The organism is Bacteroides sp. B1-V-101 (assembly GCF_023656585.1).
GTDB classification, from domain to species: Bacteria; Bacteroidota; Bacteroidia; order Bacteroidales; family Bacteroidaceae; genus Bacteroides; species Bacteroides thetaiotaomicron.
This window is the reverse complement of the sequence record NZ_JAMOKH010000012.1, coordinates 112,080-127,205: the sequence shown is the minus strand read 5'-3', so window position 1 is coordinate 127,205 and position 15,126 is coordinate 112,080. Positions and strand designations below refer to the sequence as shown.

At 50.3% G+C, this 15,126-nt stretch carries 17 protein-coding genes; 10 read left to right on the top strand and 7 right to left on the bottom strand.

What is annotated here, in order from left to right:
* Nucleotides 1-12 precede the first annotated feature (12 nt).
* Complete coding sequence (locus NBH01_RS11625; RefSeq protein ID WP_008760081.1) at nt 13-1,227, top strand: sodium ion-translocating decarboxylase subunit beta; 1,215 nt, start codon at nt 13-15, stop codon at nt 1,225-1,227.
* 46 nt (nt 1,228-1,273) lie between these two features.
* Here the strand turns inward: NBH01_RS11625 and NBH01_RS11620 are convergent, their stop codons facing one another.
* From NBH01_RS11620 to NBH01_RS11600, 5 genes are all read right to left on the bottom strand, one after another.
* Nucleotides 1,274-2,023, bottom strand: a complete 750-nt coding sequence (locus NBH01_RS11620; RefSeq protein ID WP_225679006.1) for a copper homeostasis protein CutC — start codon at nt 2,021-2,023, stop codon at nt 1,274-1,276.
* A 122-nt stretch (nt 2,024-2,145) separates the two neighbouring features.
* Nucleotides 2,146-3,681: a ribonuclease Y gene (gene rny, locus NBH01_RS11615; RefSeq protein WP_008760083.1), complete on the bottom strand. Its 1,536-nt coding sequence runs from the start codon at nt 3,679-3,681 to the stop codon at nt 2,146-2,148.
* A 116-nt stretch (nt 3,682-3,797) separates the two neighbouring features.
* Nucleotides 3,798-4,088: a cell division protein ZapA gene (locus NBH01_RS11610; protein ID WP_008760084.1), complete on the bottom strand. Its 291-nt coding sequence runs from the start codon at nt 4,086-4,088 to the stop codon at nt 3,798-3,800.
* Nucleotides 4,089-4,101: 13 nt separating this feature from the next.
* Entirely contained in the window at nt 4,102-4,395 is a 294-nt protein-coding gene (locus tag NBH01_RS11605; protein WP_011109256.1) for a coiled-coil domain-containing protein, read from the bottom strand.
* A 1,219-nt stretch (nt 4,396-5,614) separates the two neighbouring features.
* Nucleotides 5,615-6,370, bottom strand: a complete 756-nt coding sequence (locus NBH01_RS11600; protein WP_008627608.1) for a WG repeat-containing protein — start codon at nt 6,368-6,370, stop codon at nt 5,615-5,617.
* A gap of 130 nt (nt 6,371-6,500) precedes the next feature.
* Here NBH01_RS11600 and NBH01_RS11595 point away from each other — a divergent pair, with 130 nt between their 5' ends.
* The 9 genes from NBH01_RS11595 to NBH01_RS11555 all read left to right on the top strand — a co-directional run bounded on the left by NBH01_RS11595 (nt 6,501) and on the right by NBH01_RS11555 (nt 13,368).
* Entirely contained in the window at nt 6,501-6,803 is a 303-nt protein-coding gene (locus tag NBH01_RS11595) for an immunity 17 family protein (RefSeq protein WP_008627610.1), read from the top strand.
* Between the two features lie 30 nt (nt 6,804-6,833).
* Complete coding sequence (locus NBH01_RS11590) at nt 6,834-7,352, top strand: hypothetical protein (RefSeq protein ID WP_250700113.1); 519 nt, start codon at nt 6,834-6,836, stop codon at nt 7,350-7,352.
* A gap of 223 nt (nt 7,353-7,575) precedes the next feature.
* The gene (locus tag NBH01_RS11585; protein WP_009040051.1) at nt 7,576-8,421 is read left to right on the top strand and encodes a helix-turn-helix domain-containing protein; all 846 of its coding nucleotides are present in this window, start codon (nt 7,576-7,578) and stop codon (nt 8,419-8,421) included.
* A 147-nt stretch (nt 8,422-8,568) separates the two neighbouring features.
* On the top strand, nt 8,569-9,405 hold the full coding sequence (locus NBH01_RS11580) for an RteC domain-containing protein (protein WP_004327325.1): 837 nt from the start codon (nt 8,569-8,571) through the stop codon (nt 9,403-9,405).
* A 238-nt stretch (nt 9,406-9,643) separates the two neighbouring features.
* Nucleotides 9,644-10,072 carry a helix-turn-helix domain-containing protein gene (locus tag NBH01_RS11575; protein WP_032581435.1) on the top strand — a complete coding sequence of 143 codons (429 nt, stop codon included), beginning with the start codon at nt 9,644-9,646 and terminating at the stop codon, nt 10,070-10,072.
* On the top strand, nt 10,035-12,134 hold the full coding sequence (locus NBH01_RS11570; RefSeq protein ID WP_117515176.1) for a bifunctional DNA primase/helicase: 2,100 nt from the start codon (nt 10,035-10,037) through the stop codon (nt 12,132-12,134). Before NBH01_RS11575 ends, NBH01_RS11570 begins: the two co-directional genes overlap by 38 nt.
* Nucleotides 12,109-12,468 carry a helix-turn-helix domain-containing protein gene (locus NBH01_RS11565; protein ID WP_004327328.1) on the top strand — a complete coding sequence of 120 codons (360 nt, stop codon included), beginning with the start codon at nt 12,109-12,111 and terminating at the stop codon, nt 12,466-12,468. Before NBH01_RS11570 ends, NBH01_RS11565 begins: the two co-directional genes overlap by 26 nt.
* Before the next feature lie 50 nt (nt 12,469-12,518).
* Nucleotides 12,519-12,698 (top strand): hypothetical protein, encoded by a 180-nt coding sequence (locus NBH01_RS11560; protein ID WP_050427868.1) that lies wholly within the window; start codon nt 12,519-12,521, stop codon nt 12,696-12,698.
* A gap of 178 nt (nt 12,699-12,876) precedes the next feature.
* Nucleotides 12,877-13,368, top strand: coding sequence for a dihydrofolate reductase family protein (locus NBH01_RS11555; RefSeq protein ID WP_008627633.1), 492 nt, complete (start codon nt 12,877-12,879; stop codon nt 13,366-13,368).
* Between the two features lie 248 nt (nt 13,369-13,616).
* Here the strand turns inward: NBH01_RS11555 and NBH01_RS11550 are convergent, their stop codons facing one another.
* A complete protein-coding gene (locus NBH01_RS11550; protein ID WP_005647599.1) occupies nt 13,617-14,000 on the bottom strand; it encodes a type II toxin-antitoxin system RnlB family antitoxin in 384 nt (127 codons plus the stop codon).
* Between the two features lies 1 nt (nt 14,001).
* Nucleotides 14,002-15,084: a type II toxin-antitoxin system RnlA family toxin gene (locus NBH01_RS11545; RefSeq protein ID WP_009040055.1), complete on the bottom strand. Its 1,083-nt coding sequence runs from the start codon at nt 15,082-15,084 to the stop codon at nt 14,002-14,004.
* Nucleotides 15,085-15,126 lie beyond the last annotated feature (42 nt).

Genomic DNA, 15,126 nt, shown 5'->3' with positions numbered 1-15,126 from the left:
TGACGTTTATTTATGGAAAATATTGATTTTGCCACCCTCTTTCAGGGTATCGGCACAATGATGGAAAGCGGCTGGTTACTGGCTTCTGCCAGAGTCTTTCTGGTACTTCTCGGTTTGTTACTTATCTATTTGGGTTGGAAGGGAGTGCTCGAACCTATGGTTATGATTCCGATGGGATTGGGCATGGTAGCCATCAACTGCGGAACATTGATGATGCCGGACGGTACATTAGGTAACCTCTTCCTCGATCCGATGCTTTCGGATACGGATGACCTGATGAATACGATGCAGATAGACTTTCTGCAACCTGTCTACACGCTGACTTTCAGTAACGGGCTTATAGCCTGCTTTGTCTTTATGGGCATCGGAACTTTGCTGGATGTGGGCTTCCTGCTCCAGAAACCGTTTGCGAGTATATTCCTTGCTTTATGTGCCGAACTCGGTACGTTCCTTACTGTGCCCATCGCTTCCGCGCTCGGACTGACTTTAAAGGAAAGCGCATCTGTTGCTATGGTAGGTGGTGCGGACGGTCCGATGGTGCTTTTCACTTCGCTGGCTCTGGCAAAACATTTGTTTGTTCCTATTACAGTAGTCGCTTACCTGTATTTGGGGCTGACGTACGGAGGGTATCCATATTTGGTCAAGCTATTAGTGCCCAAACGTTTCCGTGCCATTAAGATGGTGACCAAGAAGGCGCCGAAGAATTACGATGCCAAAGTGAAACTGGCTTTCTCTGCTGTTCTTTGCGCAGTACTTTGTTTCTTGTTTCCGGTTGCCTCTCCATTGTTCTTCTCCCTGTTCCTGGGAGTTGCCGTTCGTGAATCCGGTATGAAGCATATTTATGACTTTGTCAGTGGTCCGTTACTCTATGGCTCGACCTTTATGTTGGGAGTATTGCTGGGCGTACTTTGCGATGCGCATCTGTTGCTCGATCCGAAGATTCTGAAATTGTTGGTATTAGGTATCGTCGCACTTTTACTTTCCGGTATCGGAGGGATTATCGGAGGATACATCATGTACATTGTCAAACGGGGCAATTACAATCCGGTGATCGGTATCGCAGCCGTTAGTTGCGTACCTACCACCGCAAAGGTTGCCCAAAAGATAGTAAGCAAAGATAATCCAGATTCATTCGTATTGGGAGATGCCTTGGGAGCCAATATCTCAGGAGTAATCACCTCGGCTATTATTACCGGTATTTATATTACGATTATCCCTTATTTATAAACAGGTATGCTATTGCAGGACTATAAATCGCTGTTTATCGCAGTTTTCAGCTTTTTATAGCCTGAATAGTATTTATCACTCTTTGGGCGGTGGTTACATTTCGTTCGTATTCGTCGATATGTACAGTGCCGCCCATCGATACTGATTCGTTTTTATACTTCATATCGCTCTTGATACTTTCCCGTGCGGAGAAATGAAACTCCTGTATTCCGGTTTCCGAAGCAATGCGGGCGATATTCTTTTCGTTCACACCACATCCGGCAAGTAGGATAATTCTTCCGGAAGCCTGTGTCTGCAATGCTTTTAGCAGGGGGATTCCTAGTTCGGCGGTAGCTTGCTGACCGGAAGTAAGGATACGGTTACACCCCAGTTCGATAATCTGCTCCAAAGCCTTTTCAGGATCACGACATACATCAAAAGCACGGTGAAAAGTCACTGATAACCCTTGTGAGGCTTTCATTAACTCTTGCATTATAGGAAGGTCGATTTCCCCGTTTGCCGTCAGACAACCGAATACCACTCCGTCAACTCCCAACTGCCGTGCCATTTCTATATCTTTCAGCATCGTTCTCACTTCGATGGGAGAATAAAGAAAATCCCCACCCCGCGGACGGATAATGACATGCAGACGAGTCGTTGTCAGCATGTCGCGTGCTGTCGATATCTCTCCGTAAGAAGGAGTTGTCCCGCCTTCCGGAATACCTGCACATAACTCTACCCGGTCGGCTCCGCCTGCCTGTGCTGCCAGACAGCTTTCTACGGAATTGGCACAGACTTCAAATTGGTACTTTTTCATAAGCTGATACTTTTAGACTGCATGCTGCTGCGTGATACTGCAAACATGAGAAATGAATGATGATAAACTAAAAAAGGGCGAATTGCTTCGCCCTTGTATTGAATCTTCTTTTGAATATTTACTTATTTAGCGAAGCTGACCGCACGTGTTTCACGGATAACGGTAATCTTCACCTGTCCCGGATAAGTCATCTCATCCTGAATCTTCTTGGCGATTTCACCGGACAAGCTTTCAGTCTGCTTGTCATCGATCTTATCCGCACCTACGATCACGCGGAGTTCGCGTCCTGCCTGAATAGCGTATGTCTTGGTCACACCCGGATAAGCCATAGCCAATTGTTCAAGATCGTTCAGACGTTTGATGTAAGCCTCTACGATTTCGCGGCGTGCGCCCGGACGTGCACCGGAGATAGCATCACAAACCTGTACGATAGGAGCCAGCAGACTGGTCATTTCCGTTTCGTCGTGGTGAGCACCGATAGCGTTGCAGATATCCGGTTTTTCTTTGTATTTCTCGGCAAGTTTCATACCCAGCAATGCGTGCGGCAATTCCGGTTCTTCATCGGGCACTTTACCGATATCATGCAGCAAACCTGCACGTTTTGCCTTCTTCGGGTTCAGTCCCAGTTCCGATGCCATCACAGCACAGAGATTGGCTGTTTCACGGGCGTGTTGCAACAAGTTCTGACCATAAGAAGAGCGATATTTCATCTTACCGATGATACGGATCAGTTCCGGATGCAGACCGTGGATACCAAGGTCGATTGTTGTCCGTTTACCGGTTTCGATAATTTCTTCCTCTACCTGTTTGCGTACTTTGGACACCACTTCCTCAATACGTGCCGGATGGATACGTCCGTCTGTTACCAGTTGGTGAAGAGCCAGACGGGCAATTTCACGGCGAACAGGGTCAAAAGCGGAAAGAACGATTGCTTCCGGAGTGTCGTCTACAACGATTTCAACGCCGGTAGCGGCTTCCAGTGCACGGATATTGCGTCCTTCACGTCCGATGATACGTCCTTTGATTTCATCCGATTCGATATGGAATACCGTTACGGAGTTTTCGATGGCAGTTTCGGTAGCTACCCGTTGGATAGACTGGATAACGATTCGTTTGGCTTCCTTGCTGGCAGTCAGTTTCGCATCATCCATGATGTCATTGATGAATGACTGTGCCTGCGTTTTAGCTTCTTCCTTCAGTGATTCGACCAGACGTTCTTTTGCTTCGTCGGCAGACAGACCGGAGATTGCTTCCAGTTTTTCTATTTCCTGATGTTGCAGTTTGTCCAGTTCTTCCTTCTTTTTATCAACGATAACAAGTTGTGCCTCCAGGTTTTCCTTTACGGCTTCGGCTTCCAGCTTTTTGCGTTGGATTTCTTCCTGACGCTGGCTGAGCACCATTTCGCGTTGTTTCAGTTTATTTTCCGCCTGCTGAATCTTTTGATTACGCAGTGCTACTTCCTTCTCCAAATCAGCTTTCTTGTTCAGGAATTTTTCCTTTACTTCCAGCAATTTGTTTTTCTTAATTACTTCAGCTTCTGTCTCCGCATCTTTCAGGACACTGTCGTACTTGGACTTCAATACGTACCGGAACAGTACGTATGAAAGGATTCCTCCTACGACGAAGCAAGCAATTGCTGTTGCTATTATTGCTATCATTCTTACATTAATTTAGTTATATAAATAAAAACGCACCGCCAAATATCAGAGCATACATTTGCTCGGATATTGTGCAGTGCGTGGTGTTTTCTTTATCAGTGAATGGCTCGGTGGCATTATTCTTTCTTAAAATAATCCTCCAGCAATTCCGTTAGTTCTTTTACCTTTTCCGTATACGGAGTGGTATCGTTACGTTGCATTAATTGCAGTTTCTCCAACGAGAACTGATAGGCTACCATGGCAATAATCTTTTCCGGTTCAAGGTTTTTATAGTATTCCCGGTACGCATTAAGCCTGATGTTTACCTGCTTGGCTGCTTCCCGTACCATTTCTTCTTCCTCTCGGTTAATGGTTAACGGGTAGTTTGAATCTGCTATTTGCAGGTTTATCTTTATCTTATCGTTCATACATCTTTCTTCTTTACTCGTTCAATAAAGCGATGCATTTATCGACTTCACGCACTAATTTTGACAATCGCAGCTTCGTCTCTTTTACGTCGCTGCCGTTAAGGCTGATTGCCGTAGCTGTTTTTAGGTTTGTATAGTTGACTTCCAATTCATCATACTGAGCTTGCACCTTCTCGTTCTTCAACTTTTCGTTTTCAAGAAGTTTTCTCAACCCGGCATTTTCACGCTTTAATTCATCGTGCAAATACATTAAATGCCGTAGCTGCGTTTCAAAGGTACTCAATAACTTTTTTTCTTCTTCTGTCATCACTACACCAAAATTGTACACAAAAATACGATTAACTCTGATATTACAAAAACTTTTCGGGAGAAAATGTGCTTTTTAGCCTTAAAATAGCGGAATACGTGGGCAAAGGGGATGAATTATGGAAGAGTATGCGTATAAATCTTTTCTTTATGAACAGCTTGGCGGAGGTGAAAAATGCAAAAATGCAGAAAATGCACTCCACAATTTTTCCACACACAGGCGCGCGTATATAATATAGTTTGCGCGTATTTAGTTATGTTCGTGTGTGTATGTGTATACGCGTGCGCTTACGTGTGTGCGTGTGTTAGGGAGGCCCCCGAAAAAGTGCATTTTTGCATCGGTTAATAACATAGCGCTTTGGGGAGGCTAAAGCTTAGCTTTACGACTCCTAAAGCTAAGCTTTAGCTCACACAAAGCGCCGCTTTGTGTTTTCAGCCGGACTGTTTCATCAATCCCATGACTTCATATTCTCTTTTTTCGGCAGATACTAGCCGGTAAATCTCTCCATTCAGACCGGAGGCGCTTTCTAAATAAACTCTTCTTTTTAGTGGTTTTGATCATTTGATTCGTTCATAAAATAATGTAATTTCTATTATTGTTGAGTTCCCTGTCGATGGATATTCGAGAAATGAAATGAATCATTCTGTTGAAGGATTATATCCTTTTTTAATGAAAAACAATCGTTTTTTTGTAATCGGTTGGTAGATAAGACTTAAAGAGTAGAAAGTTCGGTAGCCGGTAGCGATTTGGTAGCTGTGCGGGTTTCGCTGCATTGCTTCGCTCTGCTCTTGGAACTGATGCAAATATAGGAATTTTGACCGAAAAAGGGAAATGTTTCGGGGATTTTTTATTTTTCGGGATTACCGGATTACAGGAAAAGCATAAAATCAGGAGGCGGTGCAAAAAACGAGGTTGCACCCGTGGTTTTACTCGAAGTGTAAAATGTTGATTTTCAGTGTGTATTTCTGTGGTGCAAGGTGCAGCTATATTTATATATATAGCTGCACCTTGCACCAGCCACACAGGGCTGTTTTGCGGCTTGCACCGATATTCTTTTAAGTTTCTGTAAATGAGTTGGTTTTGAGTTTTGGTGTTTGTTTCGGGGGAAAGGTGGGATGAACGGGATGTTCCGATAGGGCTTGGCGGCTTCGTGTTTGCCCTGCAAGGGCTTGGCAGGTGGGGTGGCTGGAATGTCGGGCTTAGGGCAGTCTTGGGGCTTTTATTCAATCCTTTGCCCTTTGCGGTCGATGTAATACCAATCATCGCTTTCCCAATAGTGGTATTCCCCATCCGAACCGGGAGCTTCTTCCAGTTCTCCCGTGTCGGTTACTTTCGCCTTCCCGTTCTCGAAAGGAAAGCCAAAAGCGAAGCGTGGTTCTACGAGGGTATTGCCATGCTCGTCCGCATATCCGATACGCCCTTTTTCATCGACGATGCGGTAAACGCCTTCCTGCACGGGGTCGTTGCCGTTGTCATACCGGTACGGGACATAGAGGCTTGCGGGATGGCTGTTGCCGGAGGATATGGCCGTGCAGCGGTCATGATAAAGGGTGAACAGCCGTATTTCAAGCAGGATGGCAAGGACTGCAAGCACCGTGCAGACAAGGAAACGGAGGCGATAGCGTTGCCGTACCGATACATGGAACGCCCCGTAATAGTCGTGCATCATGCGGTAACGCTCCTCGGTATAGATGCGCATATTCCTCCAGAGCAATACGGGGAACGGCAGTATCAGCGGGAAAAGCGTAAGGCGGTCGTCTGTTTCGTAAAGGAAGCGGACAGCCGGAGTGCCCAAGAACTGTAAAGCGATGGCGACAGGAAACAGGAGGCAGGCGAACTGGACCACACTGATGACCGCAAAACTACGATCCGGGAAGCCGTGCCGACAACTGCGCCACGTCCAATAAAAGAGGTGGTCGAAGAATCCGGGGAGCTTCGGCCGACTGGTTCTTTTATGTGGGGAGGCTTTCTTCATACGTTGCGGCTATATAGGTGCAAATAAAACGTATTTCTTCCAAACGGAAAAGATTTTTGCGGTGAAACTTTTTGAGTGATTGGACTTTTCACTATTTTTGCTTTGATGTATAACGGTTCGTCCGTAAGGTATGAATTTGGCTTTTTCTGTTATTGCTATGGAATGGTTCGATAAGATAAGCGAGTTTATGGAGGGTCTGCCGGAGTGGTTGCAGGCGCATCCGAGGTACGGCTACCTGATCGTGGCGGGAATCCTGCTGCTGTGGCTTGTGGGGATTGTCTGCGGATGGCGGTGGACGTACTCCCGTCCGGGAAGTTGGGAAGGGAATTTCTGGCTGGGTACGCTGGGTGAAAGGAGTTACCGTTTCTGGCTGGGGCTGATCGTTGCCGCCGCAACGGGATGCGCCCTGTTGCTGTTCTTCGTAACGGGATAAGCAAGCGGAAAACAAGGAAAGGAGGAAGCTATGTTCAAGGAACCGGCATACTGGATGTATTACTTCTGGAGCAAGAACAAACGTGCAAGGAAAGACAAGGCGGTTATCTCCAATGCCACGTGGACGATGGCAATCCTGTGGCTTCTTAACCTGATGGCTCTCCATCTTTTGTTCGAGGCATGGGGATGGGATATGCTGACGGGCTGGTTCTCTTCCCTGACGGACAAGGTGGAATGGAGCAGGTTCAACCCGGTTGCCTATCTGTTCGCCGCAGCGACGCTCGCTCCTTTTATCTGGATTGCCGGAAAGCTGTATTACCGTCCTGCGAAGCTGAAAGCGATGCAGGCGAAGTACGAGACAGTGGGCGAATACCGGAAATTGCTCGGTCAATGCCTGTTCTGGCTGTATGTTATCAGCAGTTTTGCATCGTTCTTCATTATAGCCGAACAAAAGAACCATTCCAAGGAGCAACCACTGATCGAAAGGTTGCAGGAGATACGGGACGGCAAATATCCCGTTGAAAAGACGCACTCACCAACCGGCGAATGACTTTCTTCCGGCTCCCCCTGCTTACTGTCATGCCGTTCTGCGGGTGGAACCGGTACAGCCTTTCTGTTTTTTCACGACTGAATATCCGAACCTATGGAGCAAAATCCGAATCTGTAATTCAAGGAAATATCGTGACCGATACGGGGTGTCGGCAGGACATCTATTGCAAACAATTTGTAATTTCGTGTAAGATTTGTATTATTTAATATCGTGTTGAAACAAAATGAAACAGAATCTTACACTAATTCTAATGAATGAAGCCGTCCGGGAGGGATGGCGGGAATGGATGGAAAAGGTACGCAGGGTATTGCCGCAAACGGATGCGGAGCGTCCGGTGACATGGATTGCGGCGGAACGGCTCGCACGGGAGAACGGACGGATGGTGCGGCTGGTGGAGCTGCTGCGGGAACACTGCCCCGTACTTTCGTGCCGGGTAAAGGAGGAAGCCGGGCTGCTGATACTGGTCGCCTATCACCGCCACGGAAGCTCGTCAGACTTCCTGCTGGAAACGGCGGAGGCGTATTTCCGGGAGAAGGACTGCAGAGGATTCCTGTTCCTCTGCCGGATGCAGGCAAGCATCAACGCCTACGACGAATACCCGCACCTGAACGTGCTCTGCAACCGTCTGGCGGGACTGCTGTTCCGCTTCCGCCGTGAACGGGCGTCCGAGTACCGCAAGGGCATACCGCCGATGTTCGGCAAGGCGGACTTGCAGGAGGTGGAAAAGTACCTGCCGCACCTGCGGGGCTGCTCGTTCCGGGAAGAAATCGCACTGGCTCTGCCCAAGGTGAAGAACGTGGAGGAACTGGCACGGGAATGCGCCATGTCGGTCAATACGCTGGGACGGCGTTTCAAGGAGGAGCTGAACACCACTCCGCACCGCTGGCTGACGGAACAGCGGAAAGCGCACGTAACCTCCCTGCTGGCGGACACGGACATGCCCCTTCAAGAGATTGCCGACGTGTGCGGCTTCGCCACTCCGAGCTACCTGTGGGACTTCTGCAAGAAGCACCTGAAGGCTACTCCTGCCGAAATCCGTGAAATCGCCCGGTGCGCCCGTACAGTTTAGCCTCCCTTCTCCAGCCCTGCCGTGAAAAACCGACCGTCCGGGGCCGATTGGCGGACAATCCGAATCCGGCGGTGAGGATTCAGAACGTCCGTTTCCCTGCCGTCCGCTAACTTTGCGCCCTTATAAACAACATGAAACAAGATTTATATGGAAGAATATTTTAACGGGCTGCTGAAGGAGGTGGATCAGCGCATGGCGACCACAGCCCCCGGCATGGACGGCAAGGAGGTGATAGGCGTCTGCCGTGAGATGGTCTCGTACCTGAAAGGCAAGAACCGGGAACTGAAGGAGTACGCCCTCGCCCATCCGTTCGCCGGGGACGCGAAGGAGATCCTCTACTTCAAGTATTACAAACCCGCCCTGACGGGCAGGCTGCTGTACTATTACCGGGTGTACCAGATAGAGAGCGGCTGCCCCGCCTGCCTGCGTGTCGCCGAACCGTACTACCGCAAGGCGATGGAGCGTGCCGAGCGGATGATGGAACGCTACCTGCCCTTTTACCAGTATTATCACAGCGGGGCGACGTACCGGGACAGCTACTATTTCCTGCGGGCGAAGGGCGAGCTAAGCCCCGAGAGCGGCAGCTTCGTGCTGGACGAGGAGGCGGAGTTCTCCACGGGCTACGACATACTGGCGGCACGGCTGATCTCGGTGGAGATGCTGCTGGTACACTTGAGCCGCCGGATGGAGCGTGCGGCGCAGGGGACGGAGACGGAAGCCGTGCCGGAGAAGGAACACCGCTGGACGAACACGAAGGTTGCCGCCATACTGCTCGTCTATGGCATACACGTGACGGGAAGCGTGGACGAGGGCAACGCCGAGATCGGCGAGCTGGCTGCGCTGTTCGAGAAGCATTTCCACGTGGATCTGGGCAACGTGTACCACGCTTTCGGCAGGCTGCGGGGGCAACAGAACCCGACGGCGTTCTTGGACGAGATGAAGGAGAGGCTGCTGAAAAAGATGCGGGACATGGATAGCCGGTAGCAAGTTGGCAACGGGGCGGCAGAGACGGCAGGACACGGGAAGGGAGCGTCCGAAGGGCTGGAAAGAGCCTTCCGGACGCTCTTTTTTACCCCGTCTCGGTCCTTTTTACCGCCCGGAACGGCGGCAAGGGCGAAAATGCGCCCCGAAAAAAAATCTTTGCCAAGGTGCTGGTATAGTGGCAGGAAAAACCGGCGAATCGGGCGACATTTGCGGCAGAAACCTAAAAATGAGTACGACAATGGAAATAATGACCATCGAGAGCAACGCCTACCGCCTGCTCGTGGAGAAGATCGAGAAGATAACCGCCTACGTGGAGGAATCCCGGAACCGGGAGGAAACGGAGCGCAAACGGAAAGAGGAAGCGGAAAGCCCTGTGACCAAGGGACGGAAAGCCGACCCGAAGTGGATGACGCACAAGGAGGTGTGCGAGGCGCTGGACATCAGCCACCGCACCCTGCAACGCTACCGCCAGAAGAACATCGTCCCCTATTCGATGATCGGGCGGCAGATACGCTATCCCCGGCAGGCTGTCGAGAGCCTGCGTGAGCGGTGGATGGTGGAGACGCCCGCCGCCAAGATCGACCGGATGATAGCGGAACATCCCCTGCATAACCGAAAAAACGGAAGCTATGGTAAGAAAGGAAGAAGTGCTGGCAAGAACCAGTAACGGGCTGGACGTGTTCCGCCACTACCTGCCCGTGAAGTGGCGGGTGGGCAGGAACTTCCTGAACCCGCTGTACGCCGACAGCAAGGCTTCGTGCAACGTGTATTACGACCGCCGGAGCGGTACGTACCGGATGAAGGACTTCGGCAACGGGGACTATTCGGGAGACTGCTTCTTCCTCGTGGCGAAGCTGAAAGGGCTGGACTGCCGGAACGCCGCCGACTTCGTGGAGGTGCTGCACACCATCGACCGGGAGCTGTGCCTCGGACTGGACGGGGACAGCCCGACCGACGGGACGGTGGGAACCGGGGGCTGTCGGAGATTGCGGCTCGTGCCGGGCGCAAGGGGCGGCGGTGCCGGGGAAGCCGGAACGGACACGGAAGAGGCGGCTGTGTCCGCCGACCGTCCCGAACCGAAGCCCTACCGGGCGGCGGAGAAGCCCTTCACCGAGGGGGAGCTTGTCTACTGGGGCGCATCGGGCATCACCGTGGAGGTGCTGCGCCGCTACGGGACGGTATCGCTCGCCGAGTACCGGGGCGAGACGAGGGAGGGCAAGGCGTTCGGCTTCAGTTCCACCCCGGCGGAACCGATGTTCGGGTACAGGGGGAAATGGGGCGTGAAGGTCTATCGCCCGATGTCGGAGGTGCGCTTCGTCTATGGCGGGCACACGGGCGACAACTACTGCTTCGGGCTGGAGCAACTGCCCTCGAAGGGCGACCTGCTCTTCCTCACGGGCGGCGAGAAGGACGTGCTGACGCTGGCGGCGCACGGCTTCCACGCCATCTGCTTCAACTCGGAGACCTCGGTCATCCCGGCGAAGACCGTGCGCAAGCTGGTCTATCGCTTCAAGCACATCGTGCTGCTGTACGACACGGACAAGACGGGGCTGGAATGCTCGGAGAAGCACCGTGCGCAACTGGCGGAGTACGGGGTGAAACGGCTGGTGCTGCCATTGTCGGGGACGAAGGCGGAGAAGGACGTGACGGACTACTTCAAAGCCGGGCACACGAGGGAGGAGCTGATGGGGCTGTTCCTGAAACTGCTCGACACGCTGTACGGGGACACGCTGGCGATGCTGAAATCGTGCGAGATCGACTATGACCACCCGCCCGAACAGGCGGTCGCCATCGTTACCGCCGGGGACGTGCCGTTAGGCTCGGAAGAGAACATCCTCTGCATCACGGGCGGTGAAGGGACGGGCAAGAGCAACTACACCGCCGCACTGGTCGCCGGGGCGATCATGGAACGGGAGACGGACGCCGATCTCTTGGGGGTGCGGGTGGAACCGAACCGCAAGGGGCGTGCGGTGCTGCTCTACGACACGGAACAGAGCGAGCAACAGCTCCACAAGAACACGGGGCGGCTGCTGCGCCGTGCCGGGCGTGAGCGGATGCCGGAGTATCTGCACGTGTACTGCCTGACGGGGATGTCGAGAAGCGAGCGGTTGACCGCCATCGTGCAGAGCATGGACCGGTACCACTACCTGCACGGGGGCATCCATCTGGTCGTCATCGACGGGGTGGCGGACCTGATCCGCTGCGCCAACGACGAGGCGGAGAGCGTGGCGCTGATTGACGAGATCTACCGGCTGGCGGGAATCTACCGCACGTGTATCGCCGCCGTGGTGCATTTCGTGCCGAACGGACTGAAGCTGCGGGGACACCTCGGCAGCGAGCTGCAACGCAAGTCCGCCGCCATCCTCTCCATCGAGAAGGACGAGAACCCGGAGGTGTCGGTGGTGAAGGCGTTGAAGGTCAGGGACGGCAGCCCGCTGGACATTCCGCTGATGCAGTTCAGATGGGACAAGCAAGCCGGGATGCCCGTCTATGTGGGCGAGAAGCCGAGGGCGGAGAAAGAGAAGCGCAAGGAGAAGGAGCTGGCGGAGATGGCACGGGAGGCGTTCGCCCGGCAGGAGAAGTACGGCTACATCGAACTGTGCGAGCTGATACAGGAGATGCTGGAAGTGAAGGAACGGACGGCGAAAGGCTACATCCGCTATATGCGGGAAAAGGAAATCATCGAAAAGGAGGGCGACTGCTATGTACACGGACAGGGAAGAGTTTGAGGGCTGGATGGAGCGCATCATGGAACGCTTCGACCGGACGGAGAAATTGCTGGAAAGGGTGCTGAAGAAGAACAACACGCTCGACGGCGAGGAGGTGCTGGACAACCAAGACCTGTGCCTGCTGCTGAAGGTGGGCATCCGCACGCTGCAACGCTACCGTGCCATCGGGGTGTTGCCGTACTTCACCATCAGCGGCAAGGTGTTCTACCGCACGAAGGACGTGCACGAGTTCATCCGCACCCGTTTCGCCGACGTGGAGGAACGGGCTGCGAAACGCAAGGAGAAGGAAGCCCGGAAAGAGGAAAGGCGCAGGAAAAGGGGGTTGTTCCCGTGAAAATGACATTTTTCTGACGGTGCTTTTGGTGGATGAAGCCCTGCCGGATCGTGAGATTAGGCGGGGCTATTGTTTTGTTATTCGGGAAGTTTCGCTATCTTTGCTCCACGAAGACAGAAGGCGGTGCTTTCGGGCACGCCCGCTGTCGTGACATAGAAGATTCATGCCCGGCTTGGAAACAGGCAGGGATTGATATACATATTGTACGTTCGCTGAACGTCTTGGAATAGAAAACTGGTAATTTTTGACAAACAGGACGGATGGTGTAATGCACATGCTGTATGCTTATACGGCGTGCGCTTACCTATTCTGTTTGTCGGGTATACCAGTGCCTCTATTCCGGAATAGCGTGAGTTCACGCCGTTCTTTTGGGTGCGAGGCGGACATAATCCTTAAAAACACATTGATATGAAACAGATTACCTTGCACGTGTACCAATCCATTGACGGTTGTCCGGTCAGATCGGACAAGTATTTCGATGCGGCGGTGGACGCCTCCGGCTGCGTGCTGATCGACGAGGAAACCTACCTGCGCATTTACCTGAACCATCTGGGCTGGCCGCTCACGGCAAAAGAAACTTTGGTCGTGACGGACGGCTGTATTGATTTGACGGAGAAGGAACGGGTGCGGTTTGTTACAGGGGATGCGGCAGCGGAACTGCGGGGAATAAAAGCGGACGGCGAAGGTACGGTAACGGCTTACGGAGCGGAAACCGGGGCTTTGCTCTTGGATAACGGGCTGGCGGACGAAATCGTGGTGATAACCGTGCCGGTACTGGTCGGCGGCGGTGAGAAGGCACTGGAGTGCGGGCTGAATGACGACAGGACGTGGGTCGTGCGGTCGAGCAAGGTATTGGAGGACGGGAAAATCCGGACGGTGTACGGAAGGGTATGCCCATGAAATGCAAAAAGCCACTGAAAAGTGGCTTGGGTCATTCAGGAAAGGATGACGGGTTATAAAAAAACGACCCGCCGATTTGAGCATTATCAAGAGGCTTGGCGGGTTCTATTGGTGCAAAGATAAGGTAAATTCTTTGAAAGACAAAAGAATATTAAATTTAGGTAATACCGTTGCCTAAATTTGAGGTACAAAATAACAAAGGTGCATCAATGATGCACCTTTGTTGTATAATATGTAACTGACAAACATTACAATGCCGTTGGCAATGACTGAGTGTCAATAATTCTCTTTTTATAAAAGATTTTTTGGAAAGAAGACAATACACTACTGTCAATCCATTTAGAATGTGAAGCAAAAAAAGTATCGGCAACCTTGATATATTCTTTGGGTGCCTCACATTTTCTTAATGAATTGGAAATTAACATCATCCCTTTAAGTTTAGACTTAAAGAATCTATTTTTTAATCCATTGCGGTACAGAAAATCAAAATAGACCTCTGCATCGGCAATGTTGAGATTTGCCAATTCAGTCTGAAGCTCTTTCCAGTAGTAGTTCGTCATTTCTGACGATAAAATAACCACTAACAAGCTCCGTCCTTGCAAGGGGATTATTTGAAATTCTTTATTTTCCATTTTACCAATTATTACATATATTATTAATAATAACAAGGCAGTCCTTAATAATGTTTACGGCTTCATCGTATTCAAGGGTTCTACTTGTTTCCACATTAAAACTGTCCACATGGAATGTCGAGTGCCTATGTTGATTGAAGAATGAATATCCTTGTTCCAAAGCCTGCTTCAAATGTAGATTGTTGTCATACGTTCCGATACCACTTTTAAAGCAATACGCCCCACTATTATTTTTCTGAAAATATGTCCCGTATTCGTCAAAATCAGGCGCATCTTCCAAAAGACGAGTGCGCAATACCGCATCTAACGCTTTCAAAATGCCAAAAGTATAACATCCATAATCATCCACCTTAACCGCAGAGTTAGCCAAATTGATTGAAGTATTGATAAAGTTTTCTATCACACTTCCATCAATATGCTCTCTGTTTCCAATATACTTGCTAAGGTCGTTGTCTAATGCATAGCCAGCACGTGCTTGGATAGCAAACACTTCTTCTATAGCTTCGGAAGGAATGGAAGATATAGCTTGCAACACTTCGGTTATAAATTCCACATAAAATGATGTGATACATCCTTGTACCATTAATGTTCCGTTATTATAAAAGATAACAGAAACCTTAGCATCGTATTTCCCTTTCAGATGATATTGGTTCCGGATGTTCGGACTCTTATCCGTGTTTACTTCGGAAACAACAACATTATTATATTCTTTTACCGCTGAAATCAATGTATCAAAATCATCGCTCCTTACACCTTTCAATTTGAAGCATTTTTGATCCATATCCGGTATCGCAGTCTGTTCCACAATATACTCCCAACAATCCTTGCAAATTCCATTCAAAGTTCCATTTTTGCCTTGTATATTATGAGAAACTTGTCCACCAGTAATAAAACAATTTAATGTGCTTTTTTCCTGATTTTTTATATTGATAATCTCTATCTGCTTTTGCTTTCCTTGGTTACATTCCTTTATGTGAAGCGTATAAGCAGGGCGGGCAGCAATAAATTCTTTTGCTACTTCATCTATTTTCTCAATAGCCAGAGAGTATTTTTTAGTCGCCATTACATTCAAATTGGTCTGCAAAGTTATACATTTTATTTATATTACAATGTAGATCAGTATATT

What these genes read in the sequence shown, in the direction of transcription:
- NBH01_RS11590 (WP_250700113.1), top strand. Translation starts at nt 6,834, where the DNA reads ATGTTCAAGGAACCGGCATACTGGATGTATTACTTCTGGAGCAAGAAC.
- NBH01_RS11580 (WP_004327325.1), top strand. Translation starts at nt 8,569, where the DNA reads ATGGAAGAATATTTTAACGGGCTGCTGAAGGAGGTGGATCAGCGCATG.
- NBH01_RS11610 (WP_008760084.1), bottom strand. Translation starts at nt 4,088, where the DNA reads ATGAACGATAAGATAAAGATAAACCTGCAAATAGCAGATTCAAACTAC.
- NBH01_RS11555 (WP_008627633.1), top strand. Translation starts at nt 12,877, where the DNA reads ATGAAACAGATTACCTTGCACGTGTACCAATCCATTGACGGTTGTCCG.
- NBH01_RS11625 (WP_008760081.1), top strand. Translation starts at nt 13, where the DNA reads ATGGAAAATATTGATTTTGCCACCCTCTTTCAGGGTATCGGCACAATG.
- NBH01_RS11620 (WP_225679006.1), bottom strand. Translation starts at nt 2,023, where the DNA reads ATGAAAAAGTACCAATTTGAAGTCTGTGCCAATTCCGTAGAAAGCTGT.
- NBH01_RS11575 (WP_032581435.1), top strand. Translation starts at nt 9,644, where the DNA reads ATGGAAATAATGACCATCGAGAGCAACGCCTACCGCCTGCTCGTGGAG.
- NBH01_RS11570 (WP_117515176.1), top strand. Translation starts at nt 10,035, where the DNA reads ATGGTAAGAAAGGAAGAAGTGCTGGCAAGAACCAGTAACGGGCTGGAC.
- rny (WP_008760083.1), bottom strand. Translation starts at nt 3,681, where the DNA reads ATGATAGCAATAATAGCAACAGCAATTGCTTGCTTCGTCGTAGGAGGA.
- NBH01_RS11605 (WP_011109256.1), bottom strand. Translation starts at nt 4,395, where the DNA reads ATGACAGAAGAAGAAAAAAAGTTATTGAGTACCTTTGAAACGCAGCTA.
- NBH01_RS11600 (WP_008627608.1), bottom strand. Translation starts at nt 6,370, where the DNA reads ATGAAGAAAGCCTCCCCACATAAAAGAACCAGTCGGCCGAAGCTCCCC.
- NBH01_RS11595 (WP_008627610.1), top strand. Translation starts at nt 6,501, where the DNA reads ATGAATTTGGCTTTTTCTGTTATTGCTATGGAATGGTTCGATAAGATA.
- NBH01_RS11585 (WP_009040051.1), top strand. Translation starts at nt 7,576, where the DNA reads ATGAAACAGAATCTTACACTAATTCTAATGAATGAAGCCGTCCGGGAG.
- NBH01_RS11550 (WP_005647599.1), bottom strand. Translation starts at nt 14,000, where the DNA reads ATGGAAAATAAAGAATTTCAAATAATCCCCTTGCAAGGACGGAGCTTG.
- NBH01_RS11565 (WP_004327328.1), top strand. Translation starts at nt 12,109, where the DNA reads ATGTACACGGACAGGGAAGAGTTTGAGGGCTGGATGGAGCGCATCATG.